General features: G+C 67.9%; 28 protein-coding genes and 1 pseudogene. 16 read left to right on the top strand and 13 right to left on the bottom strand.

Translation table 11 applies throughout. The features are described 5' to 3' along the window. Positions 1-9 precede the first annotated feature (9 nt). The 5 genes from OOT46_RS10100 (at position 10) to OOT46_RS10120 (ending at position 4,412) form a co-directional block, all read left to right on the top strand. The gene (locus OOT46_RS10100; protein ID WP_265403477.1) at positions 10-1,233 is read left to right on the top strand and encodes an MFS transporter; all 1,224 of its coding nucleotides are present in this window, start codon (positions 10-12) and stop codon (positions 1,231-1,233) included. A 5-nt stretch (positions 1,234-1,238) separates the two neighbouring features. Further along, positions 1,239-2,273 (top strand): ABC transporter substrate-binding protein, encoded by a 1,035-nt coding sequence (locus OOT46_RS10105; protein ID WP_265403478.1) that lies wholly within the window; start codon positions 1,239-1,241, stop codon positions 2,271-2,273. Positions 2,274-2,311: 38 nt separating this feature from the next. Then, positions 2,312-3,133 (top strand): ABC transporter ATP-binding protein, encoded by an 822-nt coding sequence (locus OOT46_RS10110; protein ID WP_416136178.1) that lies wholly within the window; start codon positions 2,312-2,314, stop codon positions 3,131-3,133. Beyond that, a complete protein-coding gene (locus OOT46_RS10115) occupies positions 3,130-3,939 on the top strand; it encodes an ABC transporter permease (RefSeq protein ID WP_265403480.1) in 810 nt (269 codons plus the stop codon). Before OOT46_RS10110 ends, OOT46_RS10115 begins: the two co-directional genes overlap by 4 nt. Before the next feature lie 131 nt (positions 3,940-4,070). Next, positions 4,071-4,412, top strand: a complete 342-nt coding sequence (locus OOT46_RS10120; RefSeq protein WP_265403481.1) for a hypothetical protein — start codon at positions 4,071-4,073, stop codon at positions 4,410-4,412. Positions 4,413-4,446: 34 nt separating this feature from the next. Here OOT46_RS10120 and parC read toward each other — a convergent pair whose 3' ends face one another. Genes parC through OOT46_RS10135 form a run of 3 tightly spaced genes read right to left on the bottom strand, consistent with a single transcriptional unit; the run spans position 4,447 to position 9,313 of the window. Next, a complete protein-coding gene (gene parC, locus OOT46_RS10125; protein ID WP_265403482.1) occupies positions 4,447-6,771 on the bottom strand; it encodes a DNA topoisomerase IV subunit A in 2,325 nt (774 codons plus the stop codon). 24 nt (positions 6,772-6,795) lie between these two features. Further along, positions 6,796-7,323 (bottom strand): GNAT family N-acetyltransferase, encoded by a 528-nt coding sequence (locus OOT46_RS10130; protein WP_265403483.1) that lies wholly within the window; start codon positions 7,321-7,323, stop codon positions 6,796-6,798. Position 7,324: 1 nt separating this feature from the next. Then, positions 7,325-9,313 carry a DNA topoisomerase IV subunit B gene (locus OOT46_RS10135; protein WP_265403484.1) on the bottom strand — a complete coding sequence of 663 codons (1,989 nt, stop codon included), beginning with the start codon at positions 9,311-9,313 and terminating at the stop codon, positions 7,325-7,327. 302 nt (positions 9,314-9,615) lie between these two features. On the opposite strand from OOT46_RS10135, the gene OOT46_RS10140 reads away from it, so the two are divergent. The 10 genes and pseudogenes from OOT46_RS10140 (at position 9,616) to OOT46_RS10180 (ending at position 18,308) form a co-directional block, all read left to right on the top strand. Beyond that, on the top strand, positions 9,616-10,146 hold the full coding sequence (locus tag OOT46_RS10140; protein ID WP_265403583.1) for a TetR/AcrR family transcriptional regulator: 531 nt from the start codon (positions 9,616-9,618) through the stop codon (positions 10,144-10,146). 347 nt (positions 10,147-10,493) lie between these two features. Next, a complete protein-coding gene (locus tag OOT46_RS10145) occupies positions 10,494-10,883 on the top strand; it encodes a DUF2817 domain-containing protein (protein ID WP_265403485.1) in 390 nt (129 codons plus the stop codon). A 223-nt stretch (positions 10,884-11,106) separates the two neighbouring features. Then, on the top strand, positions 11,107-11,514 hold the full coding sequence (locus tag OOT46_RS30930) for a response regulator (RefSeq protein ID WP_416136173.1): 408 nt from the start codon (positions 11,107-11,109) through the stop codon (positions 11,512-11,514). 898 nt (positions 11,515-12,412) lie between these two features. Next, on the top strand, positions 12,413-13,606 hold the full coding sequence (locus OOT46_RS10150) for an ABC transporter substrate-binding protein (RefSeq protein ID WP_265403486.1): 1,194 nt from the start codon (positions 12,413-12,415) through the stop codon (positions 13,604-13,606). A gap of 121 nt (positions 13,607-13,727) precedes the next feature. Then, positions 13,728-13,871, top strand: a complete 144-nt coding sequence (locus tag OOT46_RS10155) for a hypothetical protein (RefSeq protein WP_265403487.1) — start codon at positions 13,728-13,730, stop codon at positions 13,869-13,871. Continuing rightward, positions 13,871-14,679, top strand: a pseudogene (locus OOT46_RS10160) (SDR family oxidoreductase). The gene OOT46_RS10155 and the pseudogene OOT46_RS10160 overlap by 1 nt, the downstream one beginning before the upstream one ends. Continuing rightward, entirely contained in the window at positions 14,676-15,269 is a 594-nt protein-coding gene (locus OOT46_RS10165) for a class I SAM-dependent methyltransferase (RefSeq protein WP_416136174.1), read from the top strand. Before OOT46_RS10160 ends, OOT46_RS10165 begins: the two are co-directional and overlap by 4 nt. Positions 15,270-15,327: 58 nt before the next feature. After that, entirely contained in the window at positions 15,328-16,209 is an 882-nt protein-coding gene (dapA, locus tag OOT46_RS10170; protein ID WP_265403488.1) for a 4-hydroxy-tetrahydrodipicolinate synthase, read from the top strand. Between the two features lie 100 nt (positions 16,210-16,309). Beyond that, entirely contained in the window at positions 16,310-17,488 is a 1,179-nt protein-coding gene (gene bamC, locus OOT46_RS10175; RefSeq protein ID WP_265403489.1) for an outer membrane protein assembly factor BamC, read from the top strand. Between the two features lie 46 nt (positions 17,489-17,534). Further along, a complete protein-coding gene (locus OOT46_RS10180; protein ID WP_265403585.1) occupies positions 17,535-18,308 on the top strand; it encodes an MBL fold metallo-hydrolase in 774 nt (257 codons plus the stop codon). Between the two features lie 135 nt (positions 18,309-18,443). On the opposite strand, the gene OOT46_RS10185 is transcribed toward OOT46_RS10180, so the two are convergent. The 3 genes from OOT46_RS10185 to OOT46_RS10195 form a co-directional block, all read right to left on the bottom strand. Beyond that, entirely contained in the window at positions 18,444-18,683 is a 240-nt protein-coding gene (locus tag OOT46_RS10185) for a hypothetical protein (RefSeq protein ID WP_265403490.1), read from the bottom strand. A 147-nt stretch (positions 18,684-18,830) separates the two neighbouring features. Then, the gene (locus OOT46_RS10190) at positions 18,831-19,322 is read right to left on the bottom strand and encodes a hypothetical protein (protein WP_265403491.1); all 492 of its coding nucleotides are present in this window, start codon (positions 19,320-19,322) and stop codon (positions 18,831-18,833) included. A 22-nt stretch (positions 19,323-19,344) separates the two neighbouring features. Next, the gene (locus OOT46_RS10195) at positions 19,345-20,463 is read right to left on the bottom strand and encodes a cupin domain-containing protein (RefSeq protein ID WP_265403492.1); all 1,119 of its coding nucleotides are present in this window, start codon (positions 20,461-20,463) and stop codon (positions 19,345-19,347) included. 26 nt (positions 20,464-20,489) lie between these two features. Between OOT46_RS10195 and OOT46_RS10200 the strand changes: the two genes are divergently transcribed. After that, a complete protein-coding gene (locus OOT46_RS10200; RefSeq protein ID WP_265403493.1) occupies positions 20,490-21,011 on the top strand; it encodes an FKBP-type peptidyl-prolyl cis-trans isomerase in 522 nt (173 codons plus the stop codon). A 12-nt stretch (positions 21,012-21,023) separates the two neighbouring features. On the opposite strand, the gene dut is transcribed toward OOT46_RS10200, so the two are convergent. From dut to OOT46_RS10235, 7 genes are all read right to left on the bottom strand, one after another. Further along, a complete protein-coding gene (dut, locus tag OOT46_RS10205) occupies positions 21,024-21,473 on the bottom strand; it encodes a dUTP diphosphatase (protein WP_265403494.1) in 450 nt (149 codons plus the stop codon). Next, complete coding sequence (gene coaBC, locus OOT46_RS10210; protein ID WP_265403495.1) at positions 21,470-22,714, bottom strand: bifunctional phosphopantothenoylcysteine decarboxylase/phosphopantothenate--cysteine ligase CoaBC; 1,245 nt, start codon at positions 22,712-22,714, stop codon at positions 21,470-21,472. Before coaBC ends, dut begins: the two co-directional genes overlap by 4 nt. A gap of 12 nt (positions 22,715-22,726) precedes the next feature. Next, positions 22,727-23,833, bottom strand: a complete 1,107-nt coding sequence (locus tag OOT46_RS10215; protein WP_265403496.1) for a transglutaminase-like domain-containing protein — start codon at positions 23,831-23,833, stop codon at positions 22,727-22,729. A gap of 64 nt (positions 23,834-23,897) precedes the next feature. Continuing rightward, complete coding sequence (locus tag OOT46_RS10220; protein WP_265403497.1) at positions 23,898-24,461, bottom strand: TlpA disulfide reductase family protein; 564 nt, start codon at positions 24,459-24,461, stop codon at positions 23,898-23,900. A gap of 100 nt (positions 24,462-24,561) precedes the next feature. Continuing rightward, on the bottom strand, positions 24,562-24,990 hold the full coding sequence (locus OOT46_RS10225; protein WP_265403498.1) for a hypothetical protein: 429 nt from the start codon (positions 24,988-24,990) through the stop codon (positions 24,562-24,564). Further along, a complete protein-coding gene (locus OOT46_RS10230) occupies positions 24,984-25,583 on the bottom strand; it encodes a peptidoglycan recognition family protein (RefSeq protein WP_265403499.1) in 600 nt (199 codons plus the stop codon). Before OOT46_RS10230 ends, OOT46_RS10225 begins: the two co-directional genes overlap by 7 nt. 103 nt (positions 25,584-25,686) lie before the next feature. Beyond that, positions 25,687-25,995: an HNH endonuclease signature motif containing protein gene (locus OOT46_RS10235; protein WP_265403500.1), complete on the bottom strand. Its 309-nt coding sequence runs from the start codon at positions 25,993-25,995 to the stop codon at positions 25,687-25,689. Positions 25,996-26,023: the final 28 nt, after the last annotated feature.

Below are 26,023 nucleotides of genomic sequence, written 5' to 3' on the forward strand. Positions count from 1 at the left end.
GAGCTGTAGATGGGGCGCGACGTCCTGCTTTTCGTGGCCTACCGGGTGGTCTCGCGCCTCTATTTCCACCTGCCCATCCTGTTCCTCCTGTTCTGGTCGCTGCAGCTGCGCTTCCCGGTCGTGATGGTGCTGGTGGCCAGCTACAGCGCCGCCTCCACCTTCACCTCGGACCTCGCGCCGCGCCTGAGCCGGCGCTTTCGAGGCTCGCGCGTGGTGGCCGCCGGGGAGCTGCTGAAGTCCGTCGGGCTGGCCGGGCTGATCGTCGGCACCCTGCCCGGCGCCGTGTCCTTCGAGCTGCTGCTGCTGTCCCAGGTGGTCGGTGGCGCCGGCTTCGCGATCTCCTTGAGCGCCGATAACGCGCTGCTGCGCAGCCTCTCGAACAGCGCCGATCCCAAGGCCTTCGCGGCGCTGCAGGCGCGCACGCAGAGTGCGATGTTCGTCGCCACCCTGGTGGCCGGTTCGCTGGGCAGCGTGCTGTTCGACCACGAGGCGCATTACCCGCTGTATGCCGGCATTGCCGCCTCGCTCGCGTCCATCGTGCTGGTGCTGACGATCTCCGACGCGCCGCCGCCTGCGACGGCCAGCAGCGCGCCGACCGCTCCCGCGCCGCTGCGGCTGGACGCCGACCAGCTCTACTGGGTGCGCTTCTACGCCGTCACGCGGGCCTTTGCGATGGCGCCCTTCCTCGGCTTGATCCCGCTGTACTTCACCTTGCAGCAGGTCGACCCCTATCTCTTCGGCGCGGTGCTCGGGCTGTTCACGCTGGGCGGCTTCGGCGTCGCGCTGTCGGGGCTCAACAAGATCGATGCCGAGCAGGCGCGCACCGCCTATTCGGTGCTGCTGGCGGGCCTGCTGGCCTCGCTGCTGTGTTTCGCGCTGTCGGTCCGGCTCGACGGCCTGGGCCTCTCGTATTTCGCCAGCGGCCTGATCGGCATCGCGCTGCTGGGCGTGTCCGCCGGCGCGATCCGGCCGGTCGTGATGGCCCGGCTCGACCTCAGCAGCGTGCCGCCGCCGCAACGCGTCGCGGTCTTCGCCGCCATGGAGCGCTTGTTCGGCTACCTCTGCGCCGGGCTGCTGCTGGTGGCCGGACCGCTGGTCGAGCAAGTCTCGCTGGAGGCCGGCTTCGGTTTCATCGTCGCCGGGCTGCTGGGCGCCGTCGCGGTGCTCGAAACCTTGCGGGCCCGTCCGACCCCTTCCGCCCCACCCGTCCCCGTCCATCAACCTCAGGAGTAAGCACCATGACCCACCGCCTCGCGACCACCGGGCTGCTAGCGCGCGTGCTGGGCTGCCTCGCGGCCCTGTTCGCCTGCCTGTCAGCGCATGCAGCCGACCCGCCGACGCTGAAGCTGGCCGTCGGCGGCAAGGCCACGATCTACTACCTGCCGCTCACGATCGCCGAGCGCAAGGGCTTCTTCAAGGACGAAGGCCTGAACGTCGAGGTCACCGACTTCAACGGCGGCTCCAAGGCCTTGCAGGCCCTGGTCGGCGGCAGCGCCGACATGGCCGCCGGTTCCTTCGAACATGTCGTGGCGATGGCGGCCAAGGGCCAGCCCATCCAGTCGGCCATGGTGCTCGGCCGCCATGCCGGCGTGGTGCTGGCGCTGAGCCCCGAGCGCGCCGCCACTTACCGCAGCCCCAAGGACCTGGCCGGCGCACGCATCGGCGTGACGGCACCGGGCTCGGGCACCCATATGTTCCTCAACAGCTGGATGACACGCAACGGGGTCGATCCCAAGTCGGTGTCCATCGTCGGGGTCGGATCGGGCGCCGCTGCGGTCGCCGCGATCCGGTCGAAGCAGGTCGACGCGATCGCCAACCTGGATCCGGTGATGACGCTGCTGCAGCGCGAGCAGGCCATCAAGGTGATCGTCGACGGCCGCACCGACGCCGGCATGCAAGCCGCCTACGGCAGCCCCTATGCCGCCGCCGCGCTGTTCGGCAAGCCGGAGTACATCGAGCAGCACGCCGAGTCGGTGGAGCGCCTGGTCAAGGCGGTGAGGCGCGCCGTCGTCTGGATGCAGCAAGCGACGCCGGAGGCGATCGCCGACACCGTGCCGTCGACCTACTACACCAACAAGGACGACTACATTGCCGCGCTGCGCCAGAACCTGCCCAGCTTCGCGCCCAACATGGCGATGACACCCGAGGTGGCCGCCAACGTCCTCAAGGTGCTGCAGCAGTTCGATCCCCTGGTGGCCGCCGCGCGCGTCGACCTCGGCAAGACCTACAGCAACCGTTTCGTCGACACCCGCACTGCCAGGAGCGCGCCATGAGCAGCTTGCCGAGCCCGAGCCCCAGCCCCGTCACCTTCCTGCCCACCCCCCATGCGCTGGCACTGCACATGGAGGATGTGAGCTGCGAGTTCCCGTCCAACCACCGCGACGGCACGACCTACTGCGCGGTGGACCGCGCCTCGCTGGACGTGCGCGACGGCGAGTTCGTCTCCATCGTCGGACCCACCGGCTGCGGCAAATCCACCTTGCTGAACGTCGCGGCCGGCCTGCTGACCCCGACCAGCGGCCGCGTTGGCGTCTTCGGCGAGCCGCTGCATGGCACCAACGCCAAGGCCGGCTACATGTTCCAGGGCGAGTCGCTGCTGCCGTGGAAGACAGCGCTGGAGAACGTCATGCTGGGCCTGGTGTGTCGCAAGGAGGAGCCACGCCGGGCCGCGCAGATCAGCCGCAGCTGGCTGGCGCGCGTGGGGCTGCAGGGTTTCGAGGACCGCTACCCGCACCAGCTCTCCGGCGGCATGCGCAAGCGCGTCGCGCTGGCGCAGATGCTGGCCCTCAGCCCGCGCATCATCCTGATGGACGAGCCCTTCTCGGCGCTCGACGTGCAGACCCGCCAGCTGATGGAAAACGAGCTGCTGGACATCTGGGCCGGCGAGCGCTGCTCGGTGCTTTTCGTCACCCACGACCTGGAGGAGGCGATCGCGATGTCGGACCGGGTGGTGGTGCTGTCGGCCGGCCCCGGCACGCGGCCGATCGCCGAGTTCGACATCCCGCTGGCCCGCCCGCGTGACGTCAACGAGATCCGCCTGCGGCCGGAGTTTCAGCGCCTGCATGCCGAGATCTGGGACGCGATGAAGTCGGAAGTGCTCAAGGGTTATGAACAGACGCGGAGGGCGGCATGACCCCCCCCTCGCGTGCTCTCCTCACCCTCGGGCTGCGGCTCGGCCTCACGCTGATCCTGCTGCTGCTGTGGTTCGTGATGACGGAACCGGGACTGCTGCCGCCCTTCTTTTTCACCTCGGACACGCAGGCCGCCTTTTTCTTCGGGCAGCCACTGCGGGTGCTGCAAACCCTGTGGGCCTGGATCGCCAGCGGCGAGATCCTGCCCCACCTCGGCATCACCTTGGTGGAGACGATGCTGGCCTTCGTGATCGGCACCGGCGCCGGCCTGGCGGTGGGCCTGTGGCTGGCGCTCAACCCGCTGGCGTCGGCGGTGGCCGATCCCTTCCTGAAGGCCCTCAACGCGATGCCGCGCGTCATCCTGGCACCGATCTTCGCGGTCTGGTTCGGGCTGGGGATCTGGTCCAAGGTGTTTTTCGGCACGACACTGGTGTTTTTCATCGTGTTCTTCAACGTCTACCAGGGCACCCGCGAGGTCAGCACCACCGTGCTGGCCAACGTGCGCATGCTGGGCGTGCCGAAGGCGGCGATGCTCAGACACGTCTACCTGCCGGCGGCGACGAGCTGGGTGTTCTCCAGCCTGCACACCTCGATCGGGATGGCTTTCGTGGGCGCGGTGGTGGGCGAGTACCTGGGCTCGTCCAGCGGGGTCGGCTATCTGATCCACCAGGCCGAGGGCGTGTTCGACATCAACACCGTGTTCGCCGGCATCGTGCTGCTGACCGTGTTCGCGCTCGCGCTGGATGCGGCGGTCTCGGTGATCGAGCGCCGCCTGCTGGTCTGGCATCCGAACGCCGCGGGGCGCTGAGCCTCGGGGGCCGCGGGCTGCTGCCCGCTCCCCGGGAACAACGGCCCTACCGCAGGCAGGGCGCTGCTGGCAGCGCCCTGCCCGGGCGACTAAGCTCGCCCGAACTGCCGCAACGGCAGCGGAGGTTTTTCATGGCTCCCTGGTACACCTTCTGGACCCGCTCGATGGACATCGCCTGGGGCGCGCCCCAGGTGATCACGAAGCGCCTGACGATGATGAACGCCCCCTGGCCCTGGCCGGCGGCCACGGTGCTCGAATCGCAGCGCATGGTCTGGGAGAAGACGCTGGCGGCCAGCCAGGCCTGGTGGAGCACCTGGCTGGCGATGTGGCCCCACCTGATGCAGGCGCCTGACAAGCTGTGGCGGCCCAGCGCGCGCAACACGCAGCACTGGGTCCGCACGGCCAACCGGGCGATGCTACCCTACAGCAGCACCGTCAATGCGAATGTAAAGCGGCTGGGCAAGGCGAGGTGAACCGCGCTCCCGGCTTCGCCGGGAGCGCCCAGGCTCAACCGTCGGCCAGCACCCGCTGCGGCTTCATCCCGAGGTCGGCCGCCTTGCCCTTGCGAGCACGCTTGCCGACATAGCTCGTCAAGGCCGCGCCCTTGAGCGTCTCGTCCTTGGCCTTGCCGCCGCGGCCGGTACCCAGCACCCGCAGGCTGCTGGAGAAGGCCGCCACCGAGACGAGCGGGTCCTTGCTGTCCACGTCCATCAAGGTCAGCCCGCGTCCGCCCTTGGGCTGCAGCTTGAGCTCGTCCAGCCCGAACACCAGCAGGCGGCCGGTCAGCGACAGGCAGGCGGCGCGCGTCGCCGCGTCGGCCGGCGCCGGCGGCAGCAGCACCGCGCCCGGGTCCAGGTCGAGGAAGCTCTTGCCGCCCTTCTGGCGCGACATCATGTCGCCCAGCTTGGCGAGCAGCCCGTAGCCGGCCGTGCTGGCGAGCAGCAGCGTGGTGTCGGCAGGGCCGGCGTAATAGTGCGCGAGCTGAGTGCCCGATTCCAGCTCGATCATGGTCGTGACCGGCTGCCCGTCGCCGCGGGCGCCGGGCAGACCGCTCACCGGCACCGTGTAGATGCGCCCGTTGCTGCCGAACACGAGCAAGGTGTCCACCGTGCGGCATTCGAAGGTGCCATAGAGCCCGTCGCCGGCCTTGAAGGCAAAGCTTCCGGCGTCGTGCCCGTGCCCTTGGCGCGCCCGCACCCAGCCCTTCTGGCTCACCACGACGGTGACCGGCTCGTCGACCACCTTGACCTCGGCAACGGCGCGCTTTTCTTCCTGGATCAGGGTGCGGCGCTCGTCGCCGAAGCTCTTCGCATCGGCCTCGATCTCCTTGATGACGGTGCGCCGCAGCGAGGCGGGGCTGTTGAGGATGTCCTCCAGCTTGCCCTGCTCGGTGCGCAGTTCCTTGAGCTCCTGCTCGATCTTGATGGCCTCCAGCCGGGCCAACTGGCGCAGACGCAGTTCGAGGATGTCCTCGGCCTGCCGCTCGCTGAGTTTGAAGTGCTCGATCAGCGCGGCCTTGGGCTCGTCCGAGTGCCGGATGATGCGGATCACTTCGTCGATGTTCAGCAGCACCAGTTGCCGGCCTTCCAGCACATGGATACGCTCCAGCACCTTGTCCAGGCGGTGGCGCGTGCGCCGCTGCACGGTGGCGAGGCGGAAGGCAATCCATTCACCCAGCACCTGGCGCATCGACTTCTGCGTGGGCCGGCCATCGCCGCCGATCATGGTCAGGTTGACCGACGCCGAAGTCTCCAGGCTGGTGTGAGCGAGCAGGGTGCGGATCAGGTCCTGCTGCTCGATGCGGCTGGTCTTGGGCTCGAACACCAGCCGCACCGGCGCGTCCTTGCTGGACTCGTCGCGTACCACATCAAGGACACTCAGCAGCGTCACCTTGAGCTGCTGCTGCTCGGCGGTGAGGGCCTTCTTGCCGGCCTTGACCTTGGGATTGGTCAGCTCCTCGATCTCCTCCAGCACCTTCTGGCTGCTGGTGCCGTGCGGCAGCTCGGTGACCACCAGCTGCCACTGGCCGCGCGCCAGGTCCTCGATCTTCCAGCGCGCGCGCACCTTCAGGCTGCCACGGCCGCTGACATAAGCGTCGCGGATGTCCGCGGCCGAGCTGATGATCTGGCCGCCGCCGGGGTAGTCCGGGCCGGGCAGCAGCGCGTAAAGCTCATCGTCGGACAGCTTCTCGTTCCTGATCAGCGCGACGGTCGCGGCAGCCACCTCACGCAGATTGTGCGAGGGCACCTCCGTGGCGAGACCCACGGCAATGCCGCTTGCGCCGTTGAGCAGCACGAAGGGCAAGCGCGCCGGCAGCTGGCGCGGCTCGACGGTCGTGCCGTCGTAGTTGGGCCCGAAGTCCACCGTGCCTTCGTCGAGCTCGTCGAGCAGCAGCCGGGCGATCGGCGCCAGCCGCGACTCGGTGTAGCGCATGGCCGCCGCGCCGTCGCCATCGCGCGAGCCGAAATTGCCCTGCCCGTCGACCAGTGGATAACGTTGCGCGAAATCCTGAGCCATGCGCACCAGCGCGTCGTAGGCCGCCTGGTCCCCGTGGGGATGGTAGGAGCCGAGCACGTCGCCAACCACCTTGGCACATTTGACGGGTTTGGCGCCGCTCGTGCCCGTGAAGGCCAGCCCCATGCGGGCCATCGCGTAGAGGATGCGCCGCTGCACCGGCTTCTGGCCGTCGGTCACGTCCGGCAGGGCGCGGCCCTTGACCACCGACAGCGCGTATTCGAGGTAGGCCCGCTCGGCGTAATGAGCCAGGGTGAGCTCGTCGCCCGAGCCGCCGCCGGTGGTGCCGCTGAAAAGATCGATCGTCTCTTGGGTCATCGTTCACTCGTCTTCACGCCGGGCTCAGGCCGCGGCTTCCAGGCCCGCTTCGCGGCGGGCGACGTATTCGGGATGGAGCATGGACATCACCACCAGCGACTCGTAGCCGTCGGGGCCGCGCACGCATTCGCGCAGCCGCCCCTCCTCGACATACCCTTCGCTGTCGTAGAGCGCCTTGGCGCGCGTGTTGTGGCTCTTGACGTCGAGCCAGAAGCGGTGCGCGCCGAGGTCCTCGAAAGCGACCTGCTTCAGCAGCCGCAGGCAGGCCCGGCCCAACCCCTGGCCCTTGGTCTGGATCACCATGCGCTTGAGCTCGATGGACTTGTGCCGGTTGCGGCAGCCCGACAGGATCACGAAGCCCACCGGCTGCCCGCGGTCGCCCGCCTCCACGAGGAAGTGGCGGAAGTCGGGGAAGCGCACCGCGGCCTCGTGTTGGGTGCGGTCCCAAGGCGTGATGCTGGGCAGGTTGACCGGGTCGGTCTCGACCGAGATCACGTAGTCCAGATCGTCGATCAGGGTCGGCCGCAGCCGGATGCGCGCGTTGCCCAGCACCTCAGACGTCCACTTCCACGGCGTCTCCGTGCAGCTCCATCAGCTCGCGGCGCGACTGGGCCTCGCCCTTGCCCATCAGCTTGTTGATCGAGCTCTGGGTGCTGGAGAAGTCCAGCGTTCCGTAAGCCACCTGCAGCAGGCGGCGGGTGTCGGGGTTCAGCGTCGTCTCCCACAATTGCTCCGCGTTCATCTCGCCCAGCCCTTTGAAGCGGCCGATGCGCCAGGTGTTCTCGCGGCAGCCTTCCTTGCGCAGCTTGTCCAGCGTCGCGCTCAGCTCGCCTTCGTCGAGCGCGTAGATCTTGGCCGCCGGCTTCTTGCCGCGCGCCGGCGCATCGACGCGGAATAGCGGCGGCTTGGCGATGTAGAGGTGGCCGTGCTCGATCAGCTTGGGAAAGTGGCGGAAGAACAGGGTCAGCAGCAGCACCTGGATGTGCGAGCCGTCGACGTCCGCATCGCTGAGGATGCAGATCTTGCCGTAGCGCAGCCCGCTCATGTCCGGTGTGTCGTTGGGCCCGTGCGGATCAACCCCGATGGCCACCGAGATGTCGTGGATCTCGTTGTTGGCGAACAGGCGGTCGCGCTCGACCTCCCAGGCATTGAGCACCTTGCCGCGCAGCGGCAGGATGGCCTGGGTCTCCTTGTTGCGGCCCATCTTGGCGCTGCCGCCGGCGGAATCGCCCTCCACCAGAAACACCTCGTTGAGCGACAGGTCGCGGCTTTCGCAGTCGGTCAGCTTGCCGGGCAGCACGGCCACGCCCGAGCCCTTTTTCTTCTCGACCTTCTGGCCGGCGCGCTGGCGTGCCTGGGCCTGCCGGATCACCAGCTCGGCGAGCTTCTTGCCGTAGTCGACGTGCTGGTTGAGCCACAGCTCCATCGCCGGCTTGACATAGGTGGACACCAGGCGCAGCGCGTCGCGGCTGTTCAGGCGCTCCTTGGTCTGGCCCTGGAACTGCGGGTCCAGCACCTTGGCCGAGAGCACGAAGCTGGCACGCGAGAACACATCGTCGGGCATCAGCTTGACCCCCTTGGGCAGCAGCGAGTGCAGCTCGATGAAACCCTTGACGGCATTGAACATGCCGTCCTTGAGCCCTGCCTCGTGCGTGCCGCCGGCCACCGTCGGGATCAGATTGACATAACTCTCGCGCATCGGCGTGCCGTCTTCGGTGAAGGCGACGCACCAGACGGCGCCCTCGCCTTCGGCGAAGTTTTCGGTCTCGCCCGAGCCGGCGTAGTGCTCGCCCTCAAAGAGCGGGATCACCGGGTCGGCGTTGAGCGTCTGCATCAGGTAGTCGCGCAGGCCGCCCTTGTAGAGCCAGGTCTGGGTCTCGCCGGACTTCTCGTAGGTCAGCGTCACGGTGACGCCCGGCATCAGCACCGCCTTGCTGCGCAGCAGGTGAACCAGTTCACCCTTGGGCAGCTCGGCGCTCTCGAAGTACTTGGCGTCGGGCCAGACGCGCACGCTGGTGCCGCTCTTGCGGTCGCCGCTGTCGGCCTTGCGCTTTTTCAGCGGCTCGATCACGTCGCCGCCGCTGAAGGTCAGGCTGGCCGCCTGGCCGTCGCGCCACACCGAGACCTCCAGGCGCTTGGCCAGCGCATTGGTCACGCTGACGCCCACGCCGTGCAGGCCGCCCGAAAAGCTGTAGGCGCCGCCCGAGCCCTTGTCGAACTTGCCGCCGGCGTGCAGCCGGGTGAACACGATCTCGACCACCGGCACCTTCTCTTCCGGGTGCAGGCCGAAGGGAATGCCGCGGCCCTCGTCGTGCACGCTCACCGAGCCGTCGGTGTGCACGGTCACGGCAATCAGCTTGCCGTGACCAGCGAGTGCCTCGTCGGCCGCGTTGTCGATGACTTCCTGGACGATGTGCAGCGGGTTGTCGGTCCGGGTGTACATGCCCGGGCGCTGCTTGACGGGCTCGAGGCCCTTGAGGACACGGATGGACGCCTCGCCATACGAGCCGTCGGGTTTCGAACTGCTGGGTTTGGTAGCCATGGCGGCGCATTCTAGGCGCCTGCCGGCGTGAAAAATTTCCGCCCCACCTGCCAACCCGGCCGCGTCCAGCAGGATTTCTTGCCATTCGCCATAGTTGCAAGACGATACAAACCGCAGCCCTGCCCACTTCCCGTTGTTTGCGGCTTGCAGGACACGAACTGGGCCTCGCTGTCCGAAGAACAGACACAACACCTCATCGTGCTAACGTGTCAGTCAACCACAGCGCCATCATTCGTCCCGTGCCCGAAACACTACCGCCCCCTTCCACGTCCGATGTCATTCGCCTCCATGGCGTGAAGTTGATGCGAGAGCGCGGCTACGCAGCGATGACGATGCGCGACTTGGCCGGGGCGGTCGGCATCAGAGCGCCGTCACTCTACAAACACTTCGACTCCAAGCAAGCGCTGCTCACCAGCATCCTGCTCGAGATGTGCCATGCCATGGGCGAGGGTCTGGATCTCGCCCTGTCTGGCGTGGATCCTGATCCGCTGGCCCGTCTCGATGCCTTCGTGCAGTTCCACGTCGCCTTCCACATTGAACATCGGGACAAAACCTTTGTCTGCTTCAACGAGTACCGAAGCCTCGAGCACGCCAACCAGCGCGCCTTCGTGAAACTCCGCGACGCCTATCAGGCGCGTGTCGAAGCGATCGTCGCGGCAGGGCGCCATGCAGGCGTCTTCCACACCCCGGACATCAAGGTCACCACCTACAGCCTGCTTGCGATGCTCACGGACATCCATCGCTGGTACCGCGAGAGCGGCCCCAAGGCAAGAGATGTGCTGATCGGCCACTACGTCCTACTCGCCCGCTCCCTTCTTGGCGCGCCGGATTGACGCGTGCGGCTAACATGCGTTAGCCTAAGGCCGTTCTGAAGTAACTGCTTCGAGGCAGCTCGTGTGGTGTCCTGCACAGACGCGGCACCACTGGGTGCCGAAGAGAACGCGCTGCGAAGTTCTGGCGAAAACAGTCGCAGGCTAGGCGCGGCGCGGAATCGGGCGGGGTCGCCCGATGAGCACTGCAACAACGCATGCGGCCGTTTCTCGGCAGAACTTCTGCCACGGCTCTGCGGGACACCACCCCAGTCCCAGGCTGTCCGCACGCCTCGACCCTGCAACTGCCTCGGCCCCTGTCGGCCCGGCATGGTGGTTGTGATTCACGGCTGAATCGCGAAAGGTCCACGATGATCAGTGAACCCGGAACTGAGAGCGGCAACGTCGTGCTCTCGCAAAGCCATGTGGAGGTACGCGAGAAGTTTCTCAGCGCAGTCAAATCGGCGGGACTGGAGGCGCAGAGCCAAATCCATCCCCAGCGAGGACGCGCCGGCGAGACGCAGGTGATGGACGCGGCGCGCTTCGGAGCCGACGAAGCCGGGGTCGCCGTGCTGTACCTCCACGCGCTCAATCCATATGGCTTCTCATCGGGACGTCGCACAACCCATGAGAACGTGGATCGCAATTGCAACTTCCACGACTTCTGCTTCAGGAGCAGGGTGGTCGGCGCTGCAGTCGTCTCCTCTGGATCGATCTTCACTCAGGTTTGGGGCCGACTGGCGTCGGGGAGCGGGTCGTGACCAGAACGATCCCGACGTCCTGGCACGCGCTCGGGCTTGGTCCGGCCCCAAGATCGATCCACGACAGCAGCGCCAGCGCGGCGGGCCTGCAGGGAATGGTGGTGTGTGCGGCTACGAGGAGTGCATGCAGGAAGGGCGATCCCGCCCTTGAGCGGCCCGCTCATCTATCACCGTTCGTGTGGCAACCGGGCTTTCCACGACCCGAACAACAGGGGAGTCGTCAATGCTTCCAGTGCGAGATGAAGAAGTCCCGCCCGACCAACTCGTCGTGCTGGTTGTCGACGATAACGTCGACGCAGCCGAGTCGTTGTGCTGTTTGCTGGGCTTGTTGGGCTGCAAGGCTGCCGTGGCCTACGACGGGCCTGGAGCAGTGCAGGTCGGCCTCTCGTCGAATCCCCACCTTGTCATCGTCGATCTCGATCTACCAGGCTTCGACGGGTGTGAGGTCCTGAGGCGATTGAAGGCGCAAAGAGAGGCGTCGCCTCCATTCTCCGTTTGCCTGACTGGGGGAGGTGGCCCTCGGGACCGAACCCGCTGTCTCGAGGCGGGCTTCGATGAGTTCTGGACCAAACCCTTGGAAACGGCTCACCTGACCCGCGTGTTGAGCACGGTGTCGCGCATAGTGCCTTGATGCGGACCAGCTTACACAGCACCACCGTGTCCGAGATGCGGGCGTGAACCTCGGAAACTCCCACTGTCGCCTCGAACCGGAGGGCAGATATGCGGCCTTCCCGCAGTAGATGGAGGACGGTGTGCCGCAGCTGCATTCCTTCAAGTACTGCCTCGACGATATCCGGAGCCAGCGAGGTTAGCCGCAGCACCCTTCAAGCCAACGCTGTTCGAGCTTGAGCTGGCGCGCCATCGAGGCGGGCCTACCCTTCACGTGAGTGGCAGGCGACGGGGTCTACAGCAATGACCGCAGCCCGCGTGTGCGGCTGGAGCAGCACACGCGGCCTTATGTGACGGCCATCGCCTCCAACAGCCACGTGAGGCGAGAGAGCATGCGAAGCCAGCATGCCGCGTCAGTGCCCACCCAGATGGTGGAGGAGGCGCTGCGGTTGCGCGATGAAAGCTCTCGCTTGAACAGTGCGATCGATCAGTTGTCGGCCGATTTCGAGCAGTGCCAAGATCGGTCGCTTCGGGGTGGACACGGCCTTGTTTCAGCCCCCGTAGTGTTAACAGGCCCTAGGTGTATTTCTACCGCGCTGCGCATAGGATGCGCACGCTGACAACATCACTGCAAAGGGAGGCACAAAGCCGCCGTGCGGAACGCCCGCCCCCCCCAGATTGGGAGGGTGCTCGAGGCAGTTGTGCCCGCTCGCGTGAGCGCCTCCCGACCTCTGGTTGACCGCGACCGAGAAAAACGTGCCCCAGATGTCGTTTCTCTGCACGGTGCAAGTTGTGTCAACCCCAGAGGGACCGAAGTCACACGACGCCGCGGCAAAAGCAGAGCAGCGCTGGTGCATGCCAATCGCGACGAGGCCAACAGGCCAGCGGGCAAACAGGGAGAGAAAACAATGACCTGCAGAATGAAAGCCTTGAACTGGATCGGCACCGTCTTGTGCTGCCTGGTTTTCGAGGCGAGCGCGCAGCCTCTGCGCATCGGCCTGATCGGACCCTTTTCGGGCGGCACCAGCGACTTCGGTAACAGTCTCCGTTTCGGAGCGGAGCTGGCTGTCAAGGAGATCAATGCGGTAGGCGGATTCATGGGGCGTCCGTTCGAACTGGTGGTTCGCGACGACCAAAGCACGCCCGAGGTGGGCCGGGCAGGCGCAGAAGATCTGGTGCTCAAGGAAAAGGTGGCGTTCACAATCGGCTTTTGCAACACCGGCGTCGTGATGAAGGCCATCGATGTCTTCCAGAACAACAAACACCTGCTGATGATTCCCTGCTCCCAGGGAACCAGGGTCACTCGCCATTACCCGCCTGAGCAGAGCTATATCTTTCGTCTCGCGCCGCACGATCTACTCAATGCGAAGTTTCTGGTTGCGGAAATCGTGGACCGGCGCAAGCTGTCAAAGTTGGCGATCTTTGCCGACACGACCGGCTATGGGGAAGGTGGGCTGCAGGACCTGAGTGCCGAACTGGCTCAGCGCGGTCTGAAGCCGGCCTATGTCGCACGATTCCCGATGAGCGCGGTCTCGCTCACTGACGAGATGCGCGCGGCGCGCGATGCGGGCGCGGATGCGGTCGTCGTGTATACCGCCGGACCACTGCAGGCAGCGGCCGTCAAGGACCGGCGGTCGGTAGGCATGAAGGCACCGCTTTTTGCGCCTTGGCCGCTATCGGGCCGGAACGTGCTCGAGATTGCAGGCCCGGCCGCGCTGGAGGGCACGATGATGGTCCAAACCATCGTGCACGATACCTTCAACGAGCGGCGCGCCTCCTTCCTGGCACGCTACTTCAGGCTTTCCCGGGAAAAACGCATCGGCTCGCTGATGGCGGCCGCGCAGACCTATGACGCCGTGCACCTGATGCTATGGGCCCTGTTCCAAACCAAGGGCGATGTGTCTGGAGATGCTCTCAAACAGGCGCTGGAGAACCTGCAGCGTCCGTATCGCGGCGTGGTGACCACCTATACCCGGCCTTTCGCGCCCAATGACCACGACGCGATGACGCTCAACATGCTGTGGCTGGGGGTTTGGCGGAAGGGCCTGATCGAGTACTACTACCCTGAGGATGCCAGGCAGACGTCCTACGTTCGACGCAAAGAAGGCCAGTAGTTGCACCGGCTTGCCTTCGGGCACGACCACGGTGGCGCTGCGCATACCCGCCGCCCTCGTGCCCTGGTGGTAAGAGCGCGCGCGGTTGCGCGTGTCGCCCCCCAGGCGGCATGATGGCGGGATGTTCACCCACCGCCGCCCCGCTTGCTCGCTGCGCCTGCTCGTCCCGGCCGTCCCGCTGAGCCAGTTGCTGCTCGTGTTCGCCTGGGACCGACAGCCCGCCATGCGGGCCCGGACCACCTACCCGCTGCGGGGTTGCTTCTGATGAAAACCGTCGTGATCACCGGCGCCTCCGACGGGATCGGCGCCGAACTCGCGCGCCAGTTGGCCGAGCACCACAGCGGCGGCGTCACCTTGGTGTTGGCTGCGCGCAGCCTCGACAAGCTCGAAAACGTCGCCCAGTCCTGCCGGCAGCTCGGCGCCCCGGGGTGCTGGTGCAACGCACCGACGTCAGCGTGGAAGCCGACTGCCGGGCGCTGATTGCGATGGCGGCCGCGGCCTGTGGCCGCATCGACATGCTGATCAACAACGCCGGCATGTCCGCGCATGCGCTACTGCGCGACGTCGCCGACCTCGGCTGGTATGAGCAGCTGATGCGCATCAACCACTGGGGCAGCGTCTGGTGCACGCATGCCGCGCTGCCGCACCTGGTGGCCAGCCAGGGGCGCATCGTGGCAGTGAGCAGCCTGGCCGGACTGGTCGGCGTGCCGGGCCGCACCGCCTACTGCAGCACCAAGTTCGCGCAGACCGGGTTTTTCGAGGCCCTGCGTGTCGAGCTGGCCGGCACCGGCGTCTCGGTGACGCTGGCCTATCCCGGTGTGGTGGCCACCGACATTCGCTACCGCGGCTTCAATGCCGCCGGGCAGCCGGCCGGCCGCAGCGGGCTCGACGAAACCGGCGCGATGAGCGTGGAGACCTGCGCCCGCCTGATCCTCGAAGGCGCCGAGCGCCGCCGGCGCGACATCGTGATGAGCACCAAGGGCAAGCTCGGCCGCTGGCTGAAGCTGCTGCTGCCCGGTGTCGTGGACCGTCTCGCGCTCGCCGCGCTGAACAAGGAAGGGCCGCAGCCGTGAGCGCAGACGCCGCCGGCTCCGGCCATCCCGCGCCAGGGCCCGGCCTTGCCGCCGCGCCTGCTTCGCCGTGGGTGCAGCGCTGGTCCCACCTGGTCGCGCCTGGCACGACGGTGCTCGACGTCGCCTGCGGCAGCGGGCGGCATGTGCGCTGGTTCGCGGCGCGCGGTTGCCGCGTCACCGGCGTGGACCGGGACGGCGCCGCCCTCGCAGCGCTGCGGGACCTGGCCGAGACCCTCGTCGCCGATATCGAGGCCGGCCCGTGGCCGCTGGCCGGGCGGCGCTTCGCTGCCGTGGTGGTGACCAACTACCTGTGGCGCCCCCTGGTACCACGGCTCCTGGACAGTCTGGCGCCGGGCGGCGTGCTGATCTACGAGACGTTTGCACGCGGCAACGAGAGCGTCGGCAAGCCATCCAATCCCGACTTCCTGCTGCGCCCCGGCGAACTGATCGAGGTCGCGGCGCAGGGCGGCCTGCGGGTGCTGGGTTACGAAGACGGCTTCCTCGACCATCCGCCGCGCTACCTGCAGCGCCTGGCTGCGATCCGCGAAGCCGGGGGTGAAATTGCACCCCGCCACGCCTTGCCCGGCTGAGTGCCCGACAGCCCCCCTTCCCCAGTGGGTAAAATCGCCGGATTCTGAGGAACTCCCCATGACCCCGATTGTTGGCAGCATCGTCGCGCTCGTGACGCCGATGCACGAAGACGGCAGCGTGGACTTCGACACGCTGCGCACACTGATCGACTGGCACATCGCCGAAGGCACCGACTGCATCGGCGTCGTCGGCACCACCGGCGAATCGCCGACCGTGACCGTCGAGGAACAGGCCGAGGTGATCCGCATCGCGGTCGAGCATGCCAAAGGCCGGGTGCCCATCATGGCCGGCGCCGGCGCCAACTCCACCCGCGAGGCGGTGGAGCTGTCCAAGTATGCGAAGCAGGTCGGCGCCGACTGCACCCTGCAGGTCGTGCCCTACTACAACAAGCCGACGCAGGAAGGCATGTACCAGCACTTCCGCAGCATCGCGGAAGCGGTGGACATCCCGGTGGTGCTCTACAACGTGCCCGGCCGCACCGTTGGCGACATGCAGCACGAGACCGTGCTGCGCCTCGCCGAAGTGCCGGGCATCGTCGGCATCAAGGAAGCGACTGGCAACATCGACCGCGCCGCCTGGCTGATCAAGCAGGCCCCCAAGGGCTTCTCGATCTACTCGGGCGACGATCCGACCGCCATCGCGCTGATGCTGCTGGGTGGCCACGGCAACGTGAGTGTGACCGCCAACGTCGCACCACGGGCGATGCACGAGCTGTGCAAGGCCGCGCTCGCCGGCGACGCGCGCCGGGCCGCTGCGATCCACCTCAAGCTGCTGTCACTGCACAAGCTGCTGTTCGTCGAATCCAACCCGATTCCCGTCAAGTGGGCGCTGGCCCGCATGGGGCGGATCGGTGGCACGCTGCGCCTGCCGCTCGTGCCCCTGTCGGCCGGTCACCATGCCGTGCTGGAACAAGCCCTGCGGGAGGCGGATCTCATCTGAGGCCGCGGCCCGGATGCCCCCCCTTGCGCCGCCTCGGCAGCGGCGCGGGCCGCCGGTGCCGTGCGCCTGCTCCCGCCCTGCCAAGCACCCCGAACCGGAGATGTCTTCTGTGAATGCGCCCTCGAACCGGCCCGCCGATTCCACCGCCCGCCCCCTCCGTGTGGCTGTCGCCGCCGCCCTCGCCCTGAGCGCCCTGGCCGGCTGCTCCTCGATTGGCTCCATGCTGGAAGGCGACAAGGTCGACTACCGCTCGAGCGGATCGAAGTCGGCCCGGCTCGAGGTCCCGCCCGACCTCACGCAGCTCTCGGCCGACCCGCGCTACCAGGTACCCACCGGCAGCAGCGTGAGCGCCGCCGCCTACCAGGCCGCGACGCCTGCGGGGACGGGCACGGCTGCCGCCGCCACCCCGGTCGCACCGACCAGCCTCGGCGACCTGCGCATGGAGCGCGCCGGCAGCCAGCGCTGGCTGGTGGTCAACCAGACGCCGGAACAGCTCTGGCCGCAGCTCAAGCAGTTCTGGCAGGAAGCCGGCTTCAACCTCAGCACCGACTCGCCGCAGACGGGCGTGCTGGAGACCGACTGGGCCGAGAACCGGGCGAAGCTGCCGATGGACATCATCCGCCGCACCGTGGGCCGGGTGCTCGACGGGCTGTACTCGACCGGGGAGCTGGACCGCTTCCGCACCCGCGTCGAGCGCACGCCGAGCGGCGGCAGCGAGATCTACATCAGCCATCGCGGCATGGTGGAGACCTACACCACCCAGCAGCAGGACCAGACCAAGTGGCAGCCCCGCGCCGCGGACCCGGAGCTGGAAGCGCAGATGCTCGGCAAGCTGATGGTCAAGCTGGGCGTGAAGCCCGAACAGGCCCAGCAGGTGGTGGCCAACACGCCGGCCACGCCGCCGCGTGCCCAGGTCGTCAACGCGGGCAGCGCCCCCGCCGTGCAGCTCGACGAAGGATTCGACCGCGCCTGGCGTCGCGTCGGACTGTCGCTGGACCGCAGCGGCTTCACGGTGGAAGACCGCGATCGCGCGCAAGGCCTCTACTTCGTCCGTTTTGTCGCGCCCAACGCGGACAAGGACCGCCGCGAACCGGGCTTGCTGAGCCGCTGGTTCGGCAGCGATTCGGGCAAGGACGCCAACCCGACGCGCTACCGCGTGATGGTCAAGGGCGAAGGGGAGCAGCGCTCGCTGGTCTCGGTGCTCAATGCCCAGGGCGGACCGGAAACCAGCGACGCCGCACAGCGCATCGTCAAGCTGCTCGCCGAGGACCTGAAGTAATTCAGCCACCGGCCGGCCCCCTCCCCATCACCCGCGCCTGCCCATGATCCGCTTCTGCAGCCTGGGCAGCGGCAGCACCGGCAATGCCACGCTGATCGAGGCAAGCGGGGGCATCACGCAGACCCGCGTGCTGGTCGATTGCGGTTTTTCGCTGCGCGAGCTCGAGCGTCGCTTGGCGCGTGTCGGTCTGGGCAGCGACGATCTCGACGCCGTTTTCATCACGCACGAGCACAGCGACCACGTCGGCTGCGCGCTCGCCCTGGCCAAGCGCCGCGCCATCCCGGTCTGGACCAGTGCCGGCACCTGGAAGGCGATGGGCGAACCGGAGCTCGGGCCGCTGCTGCACCGGGCGCGCGACGGCGTCGCGATCGACCTCGGCGACCTCTGCATCACGCCCTATGCCGTGCCCCACGACGCCCTCGAGCCGCTGCAGCTGACCTGCAGCGATGGGCATGCCAAGCTCGGCATCCTCACCGACGCCGGCAGCTCCACGTCGCACCTGCTGACGCAGTTGCAGGCTTGCAGCGCCTTGCTGCTGGAAGCCAACCACGACCCCGAGATGCTGCAGCGATCACGCTACCCGGCGTTCCTGAAAGCCCGCATCGCAGGGCGGCACGGGCACCTGGCCAATGACGCCGCTGCGGAGATTCTGCGGTTCAGTGCGCATCTCGCACTCAAGCACGTTGTAGCGGCTCATTTGAGCCAGCAGAACAACACACCGCAGCATGCGGCACTGGCTTTTGCCGATGCGCTGGGCTGCAGCAGCGAGGACATCGTCGTGGCGAAGCCCGATACCGGCTTCCACTGGCTCGACGCCTGAATAGGCGGGTGCGGAACCAGGCCGCAGCAAACCACGGCCCGGCTGAAGCGAACCGAGACAGCCCGACAACAGACCTTACCGCCAGAAACGAAAAAGCCGCCCGAAGGCGGCTTTTTCGTCACATCTGTGCCTGGCTCACTGCGAAGCGGCAGCGGAAGCAGCGTCAGCGGCAGCAGCCGGAGAAGCGGCGTCAGCAGCCGGGGAAGCAGCGTCGGCGGGAGCGGGAGCAGTTGCGGCGGGGGCTTCAGAAGCAGCGTCAGCCGGCGCGGGAGCCGGAGCGGTGGTTTCCGCGACGGGAGCCGGCTCTTCCTTCTTGCCGCAAGCAGCCAGGGCCAGAGCAGCAATCACAGAAGCCAACAGAAGCGACTTTTTCATTCCTTATTCCTCAAAAAGTTTCGACCAATCACCGGTAATTGTCGGAACCCCTCCTCGATTGCTGAGTCCCAACGCAGGCGTCGATTTCAGCATCTGTGATGCTTTTCCACGCCTAACCAAAAATTATAGCCTAGGGTAAACCACCATTCATAGCCCCAAGGTGGTAGAAGGGAAGGCAGAGACGCTTCGTTGCCACACTTCGTCGAGGTTTTCGTGCAGGCGGATCAAATCCGCGGAGGTTTTCTCCACCACACCGCGCAAGCGTACAGGGTCCAGCACGCGCAGCCCACGGTGGCGGGGTGCAAGCCATGCTCGCGGCACGGTTTCCGGCGACAGATGCTCGATGGCGCGGCACTCGACGATGTGCGCCCAGTCGCGCCGCCAGGCGACCCAGCGGGCGTGGCGTCGCACCACGTCGTCGTAGTGGCAGGCCAACACGCGCAGCCGACGGTGCGCATAGGCCCACTGCGTCAGGGTCTCCACCACCGTCCTTTCGCCCAGCGGCCAGTCGGCGAAGTCGAGGTCGCACAGCCAGATTTCGCTCCAGCCTTGCTGGGCCGCCTGCGCGAAGGCGTCGAGCAGGGCCTCGCGGAAGCCGCTGCGCGAGTCGAAGTGATCGTTGCGGGCATCGGTCGTCATCACGCTCTCCTCACCTCCTGGTCTACAGCGGGTGCAGCCAGCCGTCGTCGGCCCAGCGCTCCAGCAACTCGCGGGCATCGGCGCTCAGCTGCGCGACCTCGCGTCCATCGAGGCGGCGCCGATCGGCCAGGGTCCGCATCAGCCGAGCGTCGCGGCCGCCGGCCCGATAGGACTCGCCGTTGAAAAACACATGCTGCTCGTCGTACATCATGCGCGAGCGCCGGTCCAGGCGCACGCCGGCGGACAGGTCCGCCGCTTCACCGACGTCGAACCACACCTGCGGCTTGGGCTCCGTGAGGTACTCGCCCAGTGCGCATTGCAGCGAGGCCTCGTCTTCGAGGAGCGCCGCGACGGCGGCACGGGCATAGTCCCCCAGCCCCTCCGGCAAGGCTCCGGGTGTGGCCGTCGCAGCCTGCTGCGGGTCGCGATAAAGCATCGGCTCCGCGTCGCTCTCGGCCGCCTCGAGCATCCGCACGAGCACCTCGCGCGCCAGCTCGTGGCGCGCCGGCGCCCGGAAGCCGATCGAGGCCGTCACGCACTCGCCTTCAGCGACTCCGTCGTGGGCCCAGCGTGGTGGCAGGTAGAGCATGTCGCCGGGCTCCAGCACCCATTCCTCCTCGGGCACGAAGTTGCTCAGGATCTTCAGCGGCATGTCCGCTTGCAGCTGCGGGTCCTGCAGCCGGCCAATGCGCCAGCGCCGGCGCCCCTGCAATTGCAGCAGGAACACGTCATAGGAATCGAAATGCGGCCCCACCCCGCCACCGTCCGAGGCCCAGGAGATCATCAAGTCGTCCAGCCGTGCGTCGGGAACGAAGCGGAACTGCTGCAGCAAGTCGTGCGCGGCATCGAGGTGCAGGTCCACGCCCTGCACGAGCACGGTCCAGTTCGGGCGCGACAGCGCCGGCAGTGCGCGCCGCGGCAGCGGGCCGCGCTTGAGGCTCCAGGACTGGTCCTCGCGCATGATGAGGCGCGACTCGACCTCCTCGCGCGCGGCCAGCTCGAACAGCTCGGCGCGCGAGGGCAGGCCTTGGGGTGCGGGCAGGGCCTGGCGGATCAGCAGGGGCTTCTTGTGCCAGTGGCGGCGCATGAACTGCTCGGGGCTCAGACCCCCGAGCAGAGAGAGCTTTTGGGTGATTTCCATGGCGGGCATTGTGCGATGATTGCCTGATGTTGATTTCCTCTCCCTGCGTGGTCAGCCTCACCTGGCGCCTCCAAGACACCCTGGGCCATCTGATCGACGAGCTGGCCGAGCCGGTCGAGTTTTTCTACGGCGGCGACGACCTGCTGGCCAAGGTCGAAGAAGTCATAGACGGCCAGCAGGCCGGCTTCGAAACCCAGCTCCAGCTCGAGCCCGAACACGCCTTCGGCGACTACAACCCCGAGCTGGTGTTCTTCGAGGAACGCGGCATCTTCCCCGAGCACATCGAGCCCGGCATGCAGTTCGACGGCCTGCCCGAGGGCGCCACCACCCAGGGCATGCCGAACAACGTGATCTACACCATCACCGAGATCTACGAGACCCACGTGGTGCTGGACGGCAACCACCCGCTCGCCGGCATCGCGCTGCGCCTGAGCCTGAAGGTCACCGACGTGCGTGCCGCCAGCGGTGAAGAGATCGAGCAGGGCTCGGTCGGCCAGCCGGCCTTCACGGTGATGAACCCCGCGCCGGCCGGCTCGCAGCTCCACTGAGGGGAGCGGGCCTCAGCCCTTCCCCGTCGATCCGAAGCCGCCCTCGCCACGCTGCGAGGAGGCGAACTCCTCCACCACCTTGAAGCGGGCCTGCACCACCGGCACGATCACGAGCTGGGCGATGCGCTCCAGCGGTTCGATCGTGAAGGGCGTATCGCCGCGGTTCCAGCAGCTCACCATCAGCTGCCCCTGGTAGTCCGAGTCGATCAGTCCCACCAGGTTACCCAGCACGATGCCGTGCTTGTGCCCGAGGCCCGAGCGCGGCAGCACCAGCGCAGCCAGCCCCGGGTCGGCGATGTGGAGGGCCAGCCCGGTGGGGATCAGCCGGGTCTGGCCGGGCTCCAGCACCAGGGCCTGGTCGAGGCAGGCGCGCAGGTCCAGCCCGGCACTGCCGCTGGTGGCGTAGGCGGGCAATTGCCCGGCCACGCGGGCGTCGAGCACTTTCAGATCGATGATGGTCATACGGAGTGGGGAACGATGCGCAGCGCGATTTCACGCACCAGCAGGCGTGCGAGGCTCAGCTTGTCGGCGGTGCCGCCGCCCTCGGGGAGTTCACGGTGGGTCTGGGCATCCACCAGCAGCAGCGCATTGTCGTCGCGGCCGAAGGTGGCTGGGCCCAGGTTGCCGACGATCAGCGGGATGCCCTTGCGCTCCAGCTTGGCCCGCGCATGCACGAGCAGCTGTTCGCTTTCGGCCGCGAAGCCAACGCAGTAGGGCCGCAGTGGCAGGGCCGCAACGGCGGCCAGGATGTCGGGGTTCTCGGTCAGCTCGAAGGTCGGCGCCAGCTTCTTGCCGTCCTTCTTGATCTTGTGCTCGGCCAGCGTGGCCGGGCGCCAGTCGGCCACCGCGGCGGTGGCGACAAAAACGTCGTGTCCGCTCGCCAGCGGCAGCACCGCGTCGTGCATCTGGCGCGCGCTGCGCACGTCGATGCGCCGCACGCCGCGTGGCGTCGGCAGATCCACCGGCCCCGCCACCAGGGTCACCTCGGCGCCGGCCTCACGGGCCGCGCGCGCGATCGCGAAGCCCATCTTGCCGCTCGACAGGTTGGTGATGCCGCGCACCGGGTCGATCGCTTCGAAGGTCGGCCCCGCGGTGACCAGCACCGTGCGTCCCAGCAGCAGCTTGGGCTGGAAAAACGCAATCAGGTCGTCCAGCAGCTCGGCCGGCTCCAGCATGCGGCCGTCGCCGATTTCGCCGCAGGCCTGGTCGCCGTGCCCGGGGCCCAACAGCACCGCGCCGTCGGCGACGATCTGCGCGACGTTGCGCTGTGTCGCCGGGTGCGCCCACATCTCGCGGTTCATCGCGGGGGCCACCAGCAGTGGGCAACGCGCCTCGCCAGCGGTCCAGGGCCGCGCCAGGCACAGCAGGCTCAACAGGTCATCGGCCCGCCCCTGCGCCAGCCGGGCGATGCAGTCGGCGCTCGCCGGGGCGATCACGATGGCATCGGTGCCGCGGGTCAGGTTGATATGAGCCATGTTGTTCGGCTCGCGGTCATCCCAGGCGCTGGTCACCACGGGGCGCCCCGACAGCGCCTGCATCGTCACCGCAGTGATGAACTCCTGCGCCGCCTCGCTCATCACCACCTGGACCTCGGCGCCGGCCTTGGTCAGCAGCCGGACCAACTCGGCGCTCTTGTAGCAGGCGATGCCGCCCGTCAGGCCCAGCAGCACCCGCTTGCCATCCAGTTCCAGGGGAGCACTCATGGCCTCGGCCTTTCAGATTTCACGGGCGGTGATGGTGTACTTGAAGCGGTCCGGATCCAGCGGGTCGTAGCGCCCGTCCGCGTTTTCGGCCTGCGGGTACATCAGGAAGCCCAAGGCCGGCCCTTCGGAGCCCGGCAGGCGCACGTCATGCGCCATGTTGTAGCCCAGCCAGTTGCCTTCCCAGCCGCCGAACAGGGCACGGTTGACCGGCGCCACCACGGGATGCGAGGTGTCCTTGATCCACTCGCCGGTCTCCAGGCGCATCACCTTGCCGACGTCGGCCGGGTCCATCGCGACCCAGCCGTACTGCTTCAGGAAAACCTCGGCACGACAATGCTGCGCGCCTTTGAGGCTCGCGGGGTTGCCACTCAGCTCCCGGTAGCCGAACGCCGATGGCGCCAGCCTCAGGCCGTAGACATCGCGCGCCGGCACGCCGACCGCGCGGCACAGGCCGACGAACAGCGCATTGATGTCTCCGCACTTGCCGCCGAAGTTGCCGGTCTCCAGCATGGATTCGATGTCGCCGACGCCGCAGCCGCGCACCGTCGGCTCGCGGTAGGTGGTGTGCACCACCCAGTCGAAGATGCGGCGCACCTTGTCGAGGTCGCCGCGTGCGCCCTGGGTGATCTCGCTCGCGGTGCGCAAGACGATGCCGTCGGTGGGCATCAGGTCGGTGGCCTCGGTCCAGGCGCGCAGCACGGCGCGGTCTTCGACGACGCGGCCGGCGCGCTCCCAGTCGGTACGGCGGTCACGCGTCTGGACTCGGCTGGTCAGCTGCAGCACCGGCGTCGCGGTGGCGGCATCGAACTCGGCATGCAACAGGCGCGCGCCGTACTTGCGGTCGGACACCAGCTGCACGCTGCGCGCATTGCCGCTCCAATCGTTGCCCACCGAGCGCTGGTAGTCGGAGTCGATCGACGGCACCGGCAGCCACACGCGGGTGGCGCCTTTCGGCGCCAGCAGCTCGACCCGGGTGGTGACCTCGAAGCTGCGCCAGCGGCCGGGCGCCGGCTCGAAACGTCGCTCGGGAGCGTGCGCCTGCGCCACCCGGGCAAAGGCGGTGGCGGCAGCACCGAGGCCGGCGGCCTTCAGCAGGGTGCGGCGAGAAAAGGCATTCATCGTGCGGTACTCGGACAGCAATTGGGAGACGGTGAGGGGTGTGATTATCGTTGCGGCCCGGCCCTCAGGGCCGGCGCGCCTGCAGCAGCGGACCCAGCAGCGCCTGCGCCTGGCCGCCGCTCCAGTCGAGTTCGCCGATCACGCTCCAGCGGGCCTGGCCGCTGCGGTCGACCAGCACCGTGCTCGGGAACACCCGCCGGGTCCAGGCGCGCGCCGCCGCGCCGTCGCGGTCCAGCAGCACCGGCAGGCTCTCGGGCAGCTCGCCGAACAGGGTGTCGAAAAAGGCGCGCACCTTGGCCTCGCCCTCCTGGTAGTTCGGCGCCAGCACCACCAGACCGTCGCCCGCATGACGTTCGGCCAGGCGCAGCAGGCTGGGCAGCTCGGCGACGCAGGGCTCGCACCAGCTGGCCCAGAAGTTGATCACCACGACCTTGCCGCGCAGTTCAGCCAGGGTGCGCGGCTTGCCATCGAGGTCGCGCAAGGTCAGCGCCGGCGTCACGCGGTCGTCGGGCCAGGGCCGCACCAGGGCCTGCGCGGTCGCTGTGCCGGCCAGGCCCAGCAGCACCAGCGCGGCGCACCAGCAGCGGCCGAGACGCCAGGGCCGTGGCAATAAGGACAACAAGAGCATGGGAGCGGGATTATCCCGCGCAGCGCCAGAGGCCGCCGGGCGTCGCCAGGCTGCCCCGCATACCTGAGCGCGCCACCCGGTCTTCTCCTGCCCTGCCGCCTCAGGGCGGATCGAAGGCGGGCGCGCGGCAGGCCGGGCAGTGGAAAAACAGCGTGCGCCCGTCGCCCAGGCCCAGGCGGCCTCGGCGTTCGCGGTCGATGAACCAGTCCCCGCGCTGCCCGTCTGCGAGCACGAGCCTGCCGTGCGCATGGCAGGGCGACATCTCCAGGTCGTGGGTGAACTGGCGCTCAGTGGTCCGCCGCGCCTGCCGGAAGTACGCGCGCACGTCATCCGGAGCCAGCGCGAAGTCGGCGCAGGCCGCGGGCTTCAAGTCGCTGCTGATCGCTTCGCTGCGGGCGCCGTTGTGCAGCACCTCCACCTCGGCGACCGGCGGCAGCCGGTGCTGCGGGTGCGGCTCGCCCGCGCCCGCAGCACCAGCCAGCGTCGTGGCGATCAGCACGACGGCCGGCAGCAGCCGGACCTTCACCATTGCGCCGTCTCGGCCTCGGTGACGTTTTTCTGGGACACCACCGGATGGCGGAACACCTCGCTGCGCGGGACCCCGAAGTGCAAGAGCAGCCCCTGCACCAGCCACTTCAAGGTCGCGTTCTGCGCCTCGGTCACGCGCTCGTAGGTGCGCCTGTCGGGATCGGGCTCGTCGAGCGGCAAGGCCTGCCCCACCAGCTCGATGCCCACGCTGTCGCCGTTGGACGGATAACGCTCGGGCACCGGCTTGCGCATTTCGTGCCGATTGCGCTCGGTCGGCGTCATCTCGCGCAGCGCCTCGGCTTCGCCGGGCGCACAGCGGTTCTCCGCCAGACAGCGCGCCCTCAGTTTGCCGACGTGCTGGGTGCGCTTGTGCACCGAGGCGGTCTGGTAGAGCGTGCCGTCCTTCTCGATCAGGAAATGCGCCCCGTTGCCGCCCCTCCGGTAGGCCCGCAACGTTGCCTCGGCGGTAGGGCCGCCGGTCTGGTGCACGACTATGCCCTGGACGCGCTCCAGGCGTCCGCGCTCGATCGCGGGGCTGATCGCCGGCCTGACCCGCGGGTCCTGCAACTGCCCCTTGTCGTTGATTTGTAGCAAGCCACCTCTCCTTTGAATCGGTGAAGTAGTCGCTCACTGTCGACAGGAATGGCGTGAAAATCCGTTAACCGTCGTAGAAAGGTGCAAGCAGCGCCGGGCGCGGTCAACGCCGTCGGCGCGGGCGCACGCTGCCGTCGTAAAACTCCGGCGGCTTCTTGCGCACCCACCTCACGAAGCTGGCGATCTCGGGGTGCTCGCGCAGCGCCTCCCAATTGGCGTAGTCGCGCGCCAGCTCCTTCTCCGAGAAGGTCGCGTGGATCTTGCGATGGCAGATGCGGTGCACCAGGGTCTTGTCGCGCCCGCCTTCGCTCTTGGGCACCAGGTGGTGCTCGTCGGCGCTCGGGCCCGGCACGATCTCCCGCCCGCACAGCGGGCAAGGCGGCACGGGTTCCTCGACGCTGCCGAACGGCATGGCCCCCCGAAGTGCGCGGCGTCCTACC

It is taken from the genome of Aquabacterium sp. A7-Y (genome assembly GCF_026153205.1).
Lineage (GTDB): Bacteria > Pseudomonadota > Gammaproteobacteria > Burkholderiales > Burkholderiaceae_C > Caldimonas.

Bases quoted from the DNA above. Each gene is read 5' to 3' on its own strand.
- OOT46_RS10185 (WP_265403490.1), bottom strand. From the start codon at position 18,683: ATGAAAAAGTCGCTTCTGTTGGCTTCTGTGATTGCTGCTCTGGCCCTG.
- OOT46_RS10140 (WP_265403583.1), top strand. From the start codon at position 9,616: ATGCGAGAGCGCGGCTACGCAGCGATGACGATGCGCGACTTGGCCGGG.
- OOT46_RS10200 (WP_265403493.1), top strand. From the start codon at position 20,490: ATGTTGATTTCCTCTCCCTGCGTGGTCAGCCTCACCTGGCGCCTCCAA.
- OOT46_RS10155 (WP_265403487.1), top strand. From the start codon at position 13,728: ATGTTCACCCACCGCCGCCCCGCTTGCTCGCTGCGCCTGCTCGTCCCG.
- OOT46_RS10220 (WP_265403497.1), bottom strand. From the start codon at position 24,461: ATGCTCTTGTTGTCCTTATTGCCACGGCCCTGGCGTCTCGGCCGCTGC.
- OOT46_RS10235 (WP_265403500.1), bottom strand. From the start codon at position 25,995: ATGCCGTTCGGCAGCGTCGAGGAACCCGTGCCGCCTTGCCCGCTGTGC.
- OOT46_RS10225 (WP_265403498.1), bottom strand. From the start codon at position 24,990: ATGGTGAAGGTCCGGCTGCTGCCGGCCGTCGTGCTGATCGCCACGACG.
- dapA (WP_265403488.1), top strand. From the start codon at position 15,328: ATGACCCCGATTGTTGGCAGCATCGTCGCGCTCGTGACGCCGATGCAC.
- bamC (WP_265403489.1), top strand. From the start codon at position 16,310: ATGTCTTCTGTGAATGCGCCCTCGAACCGGCCCGCCGATTCCACCGCC.
- dut (WP_265403494.1), bottom strand. From the start codon at position 21,473: ATGACCATCATCGATCTGAAAGTGCTCGACGCCCGCGTGGCCGGGCAA.
- OOT46_RS10120 (WP_265403481.1), top strand. From the start codon at position 4,071: ATGGCTCCCTGGTACACCTTCTGGACCCGCTCGATGGACATCGCCTGG.
- OOT46_RS10195 (WP_265403492.1), bottom strand. From the start codon at position 20,463: ATGGAAATCACCCAAAAGCTCTCTCTGCTCGGGGGTCTGAGCCCCGAG.
- OOT46_RS10100 (WP_265403477.1), top strand. From the start codon at position 10: ATGGGGCGCGACGTCCTGCTTTTCGTGGCCTACCGGGTGGTCTCGCGC.
- OOT46_RS10145 (WP_265403485.1), top strand. From the start codon at position 10,494: ATGATCAGTGAACCCGGAACTGAGAGCGGCAACGTCGTGCTCTCGCAA.
- OOT46_RS10115 (WP_265403480.1), top strand. From the start codon at position 3,130: ATGACCCCCCCCTCGCGTGCTCTCCTCACCCTCGGGCTGCGGCTCGGC.
- OOT46_RS10150 (WP_265403486.1), top strand. From the start codon at position 12,413: ATGAAAGCCTTGAACTGGATCGGCACCGTCTTGTGCTGCCTGGTTTTC.
- OOT46_RS10135 (WP_265403484.1), bottom strand. From the start codon at position 9,313: ATGGCTACCAAACCCAGCAGTTCGAAACCCGACGGCTCGTATGGCGAG.
- OOT46_RS10105 (WP_265403478.1), top strand. From the start codon at position 1,239: ATGACCCACCGCCTCGCGACCACCGGGCTGCTAGCGCGCGTGCTGGGC.
- OOT46_RS10190 (WP_265403491.1), bottom strand. From the start codon at position 19,322: ATGACGACCGATGCCCGCAACGATCACTTCGACTCGCGCAGCGGCTTC.
- coaBC (WP_265403495.1), bottom strand. From the start codon at position 22,714: ATGAGTGCTCCCCTGGAACTGGATGGCAAGCGGGTGCTGCTGGGCCTG.
- OOT46_RS30930 (WP_416136173.1), top strand. From the start codon at position 11,107: ATGCTTCCAGTGCGAGATGAAGAAGTCCCGCCCGACCAACTCGTCGTG.
- OOT46_RS10215 (WP_265403496.1), bottom strand. From the start codon at position 23,833: ATGAATGCCTTTTCTCGCCGCACCCTGCTGAAGGCCGCCGGCCTCGGT.
- parC (WP_265403482.1), bottom strand. From the start codon at position 6,771: ATGACCCAAGAGACGATCGATCTTTTCAGCGGCACCACCGGCGGCGGC.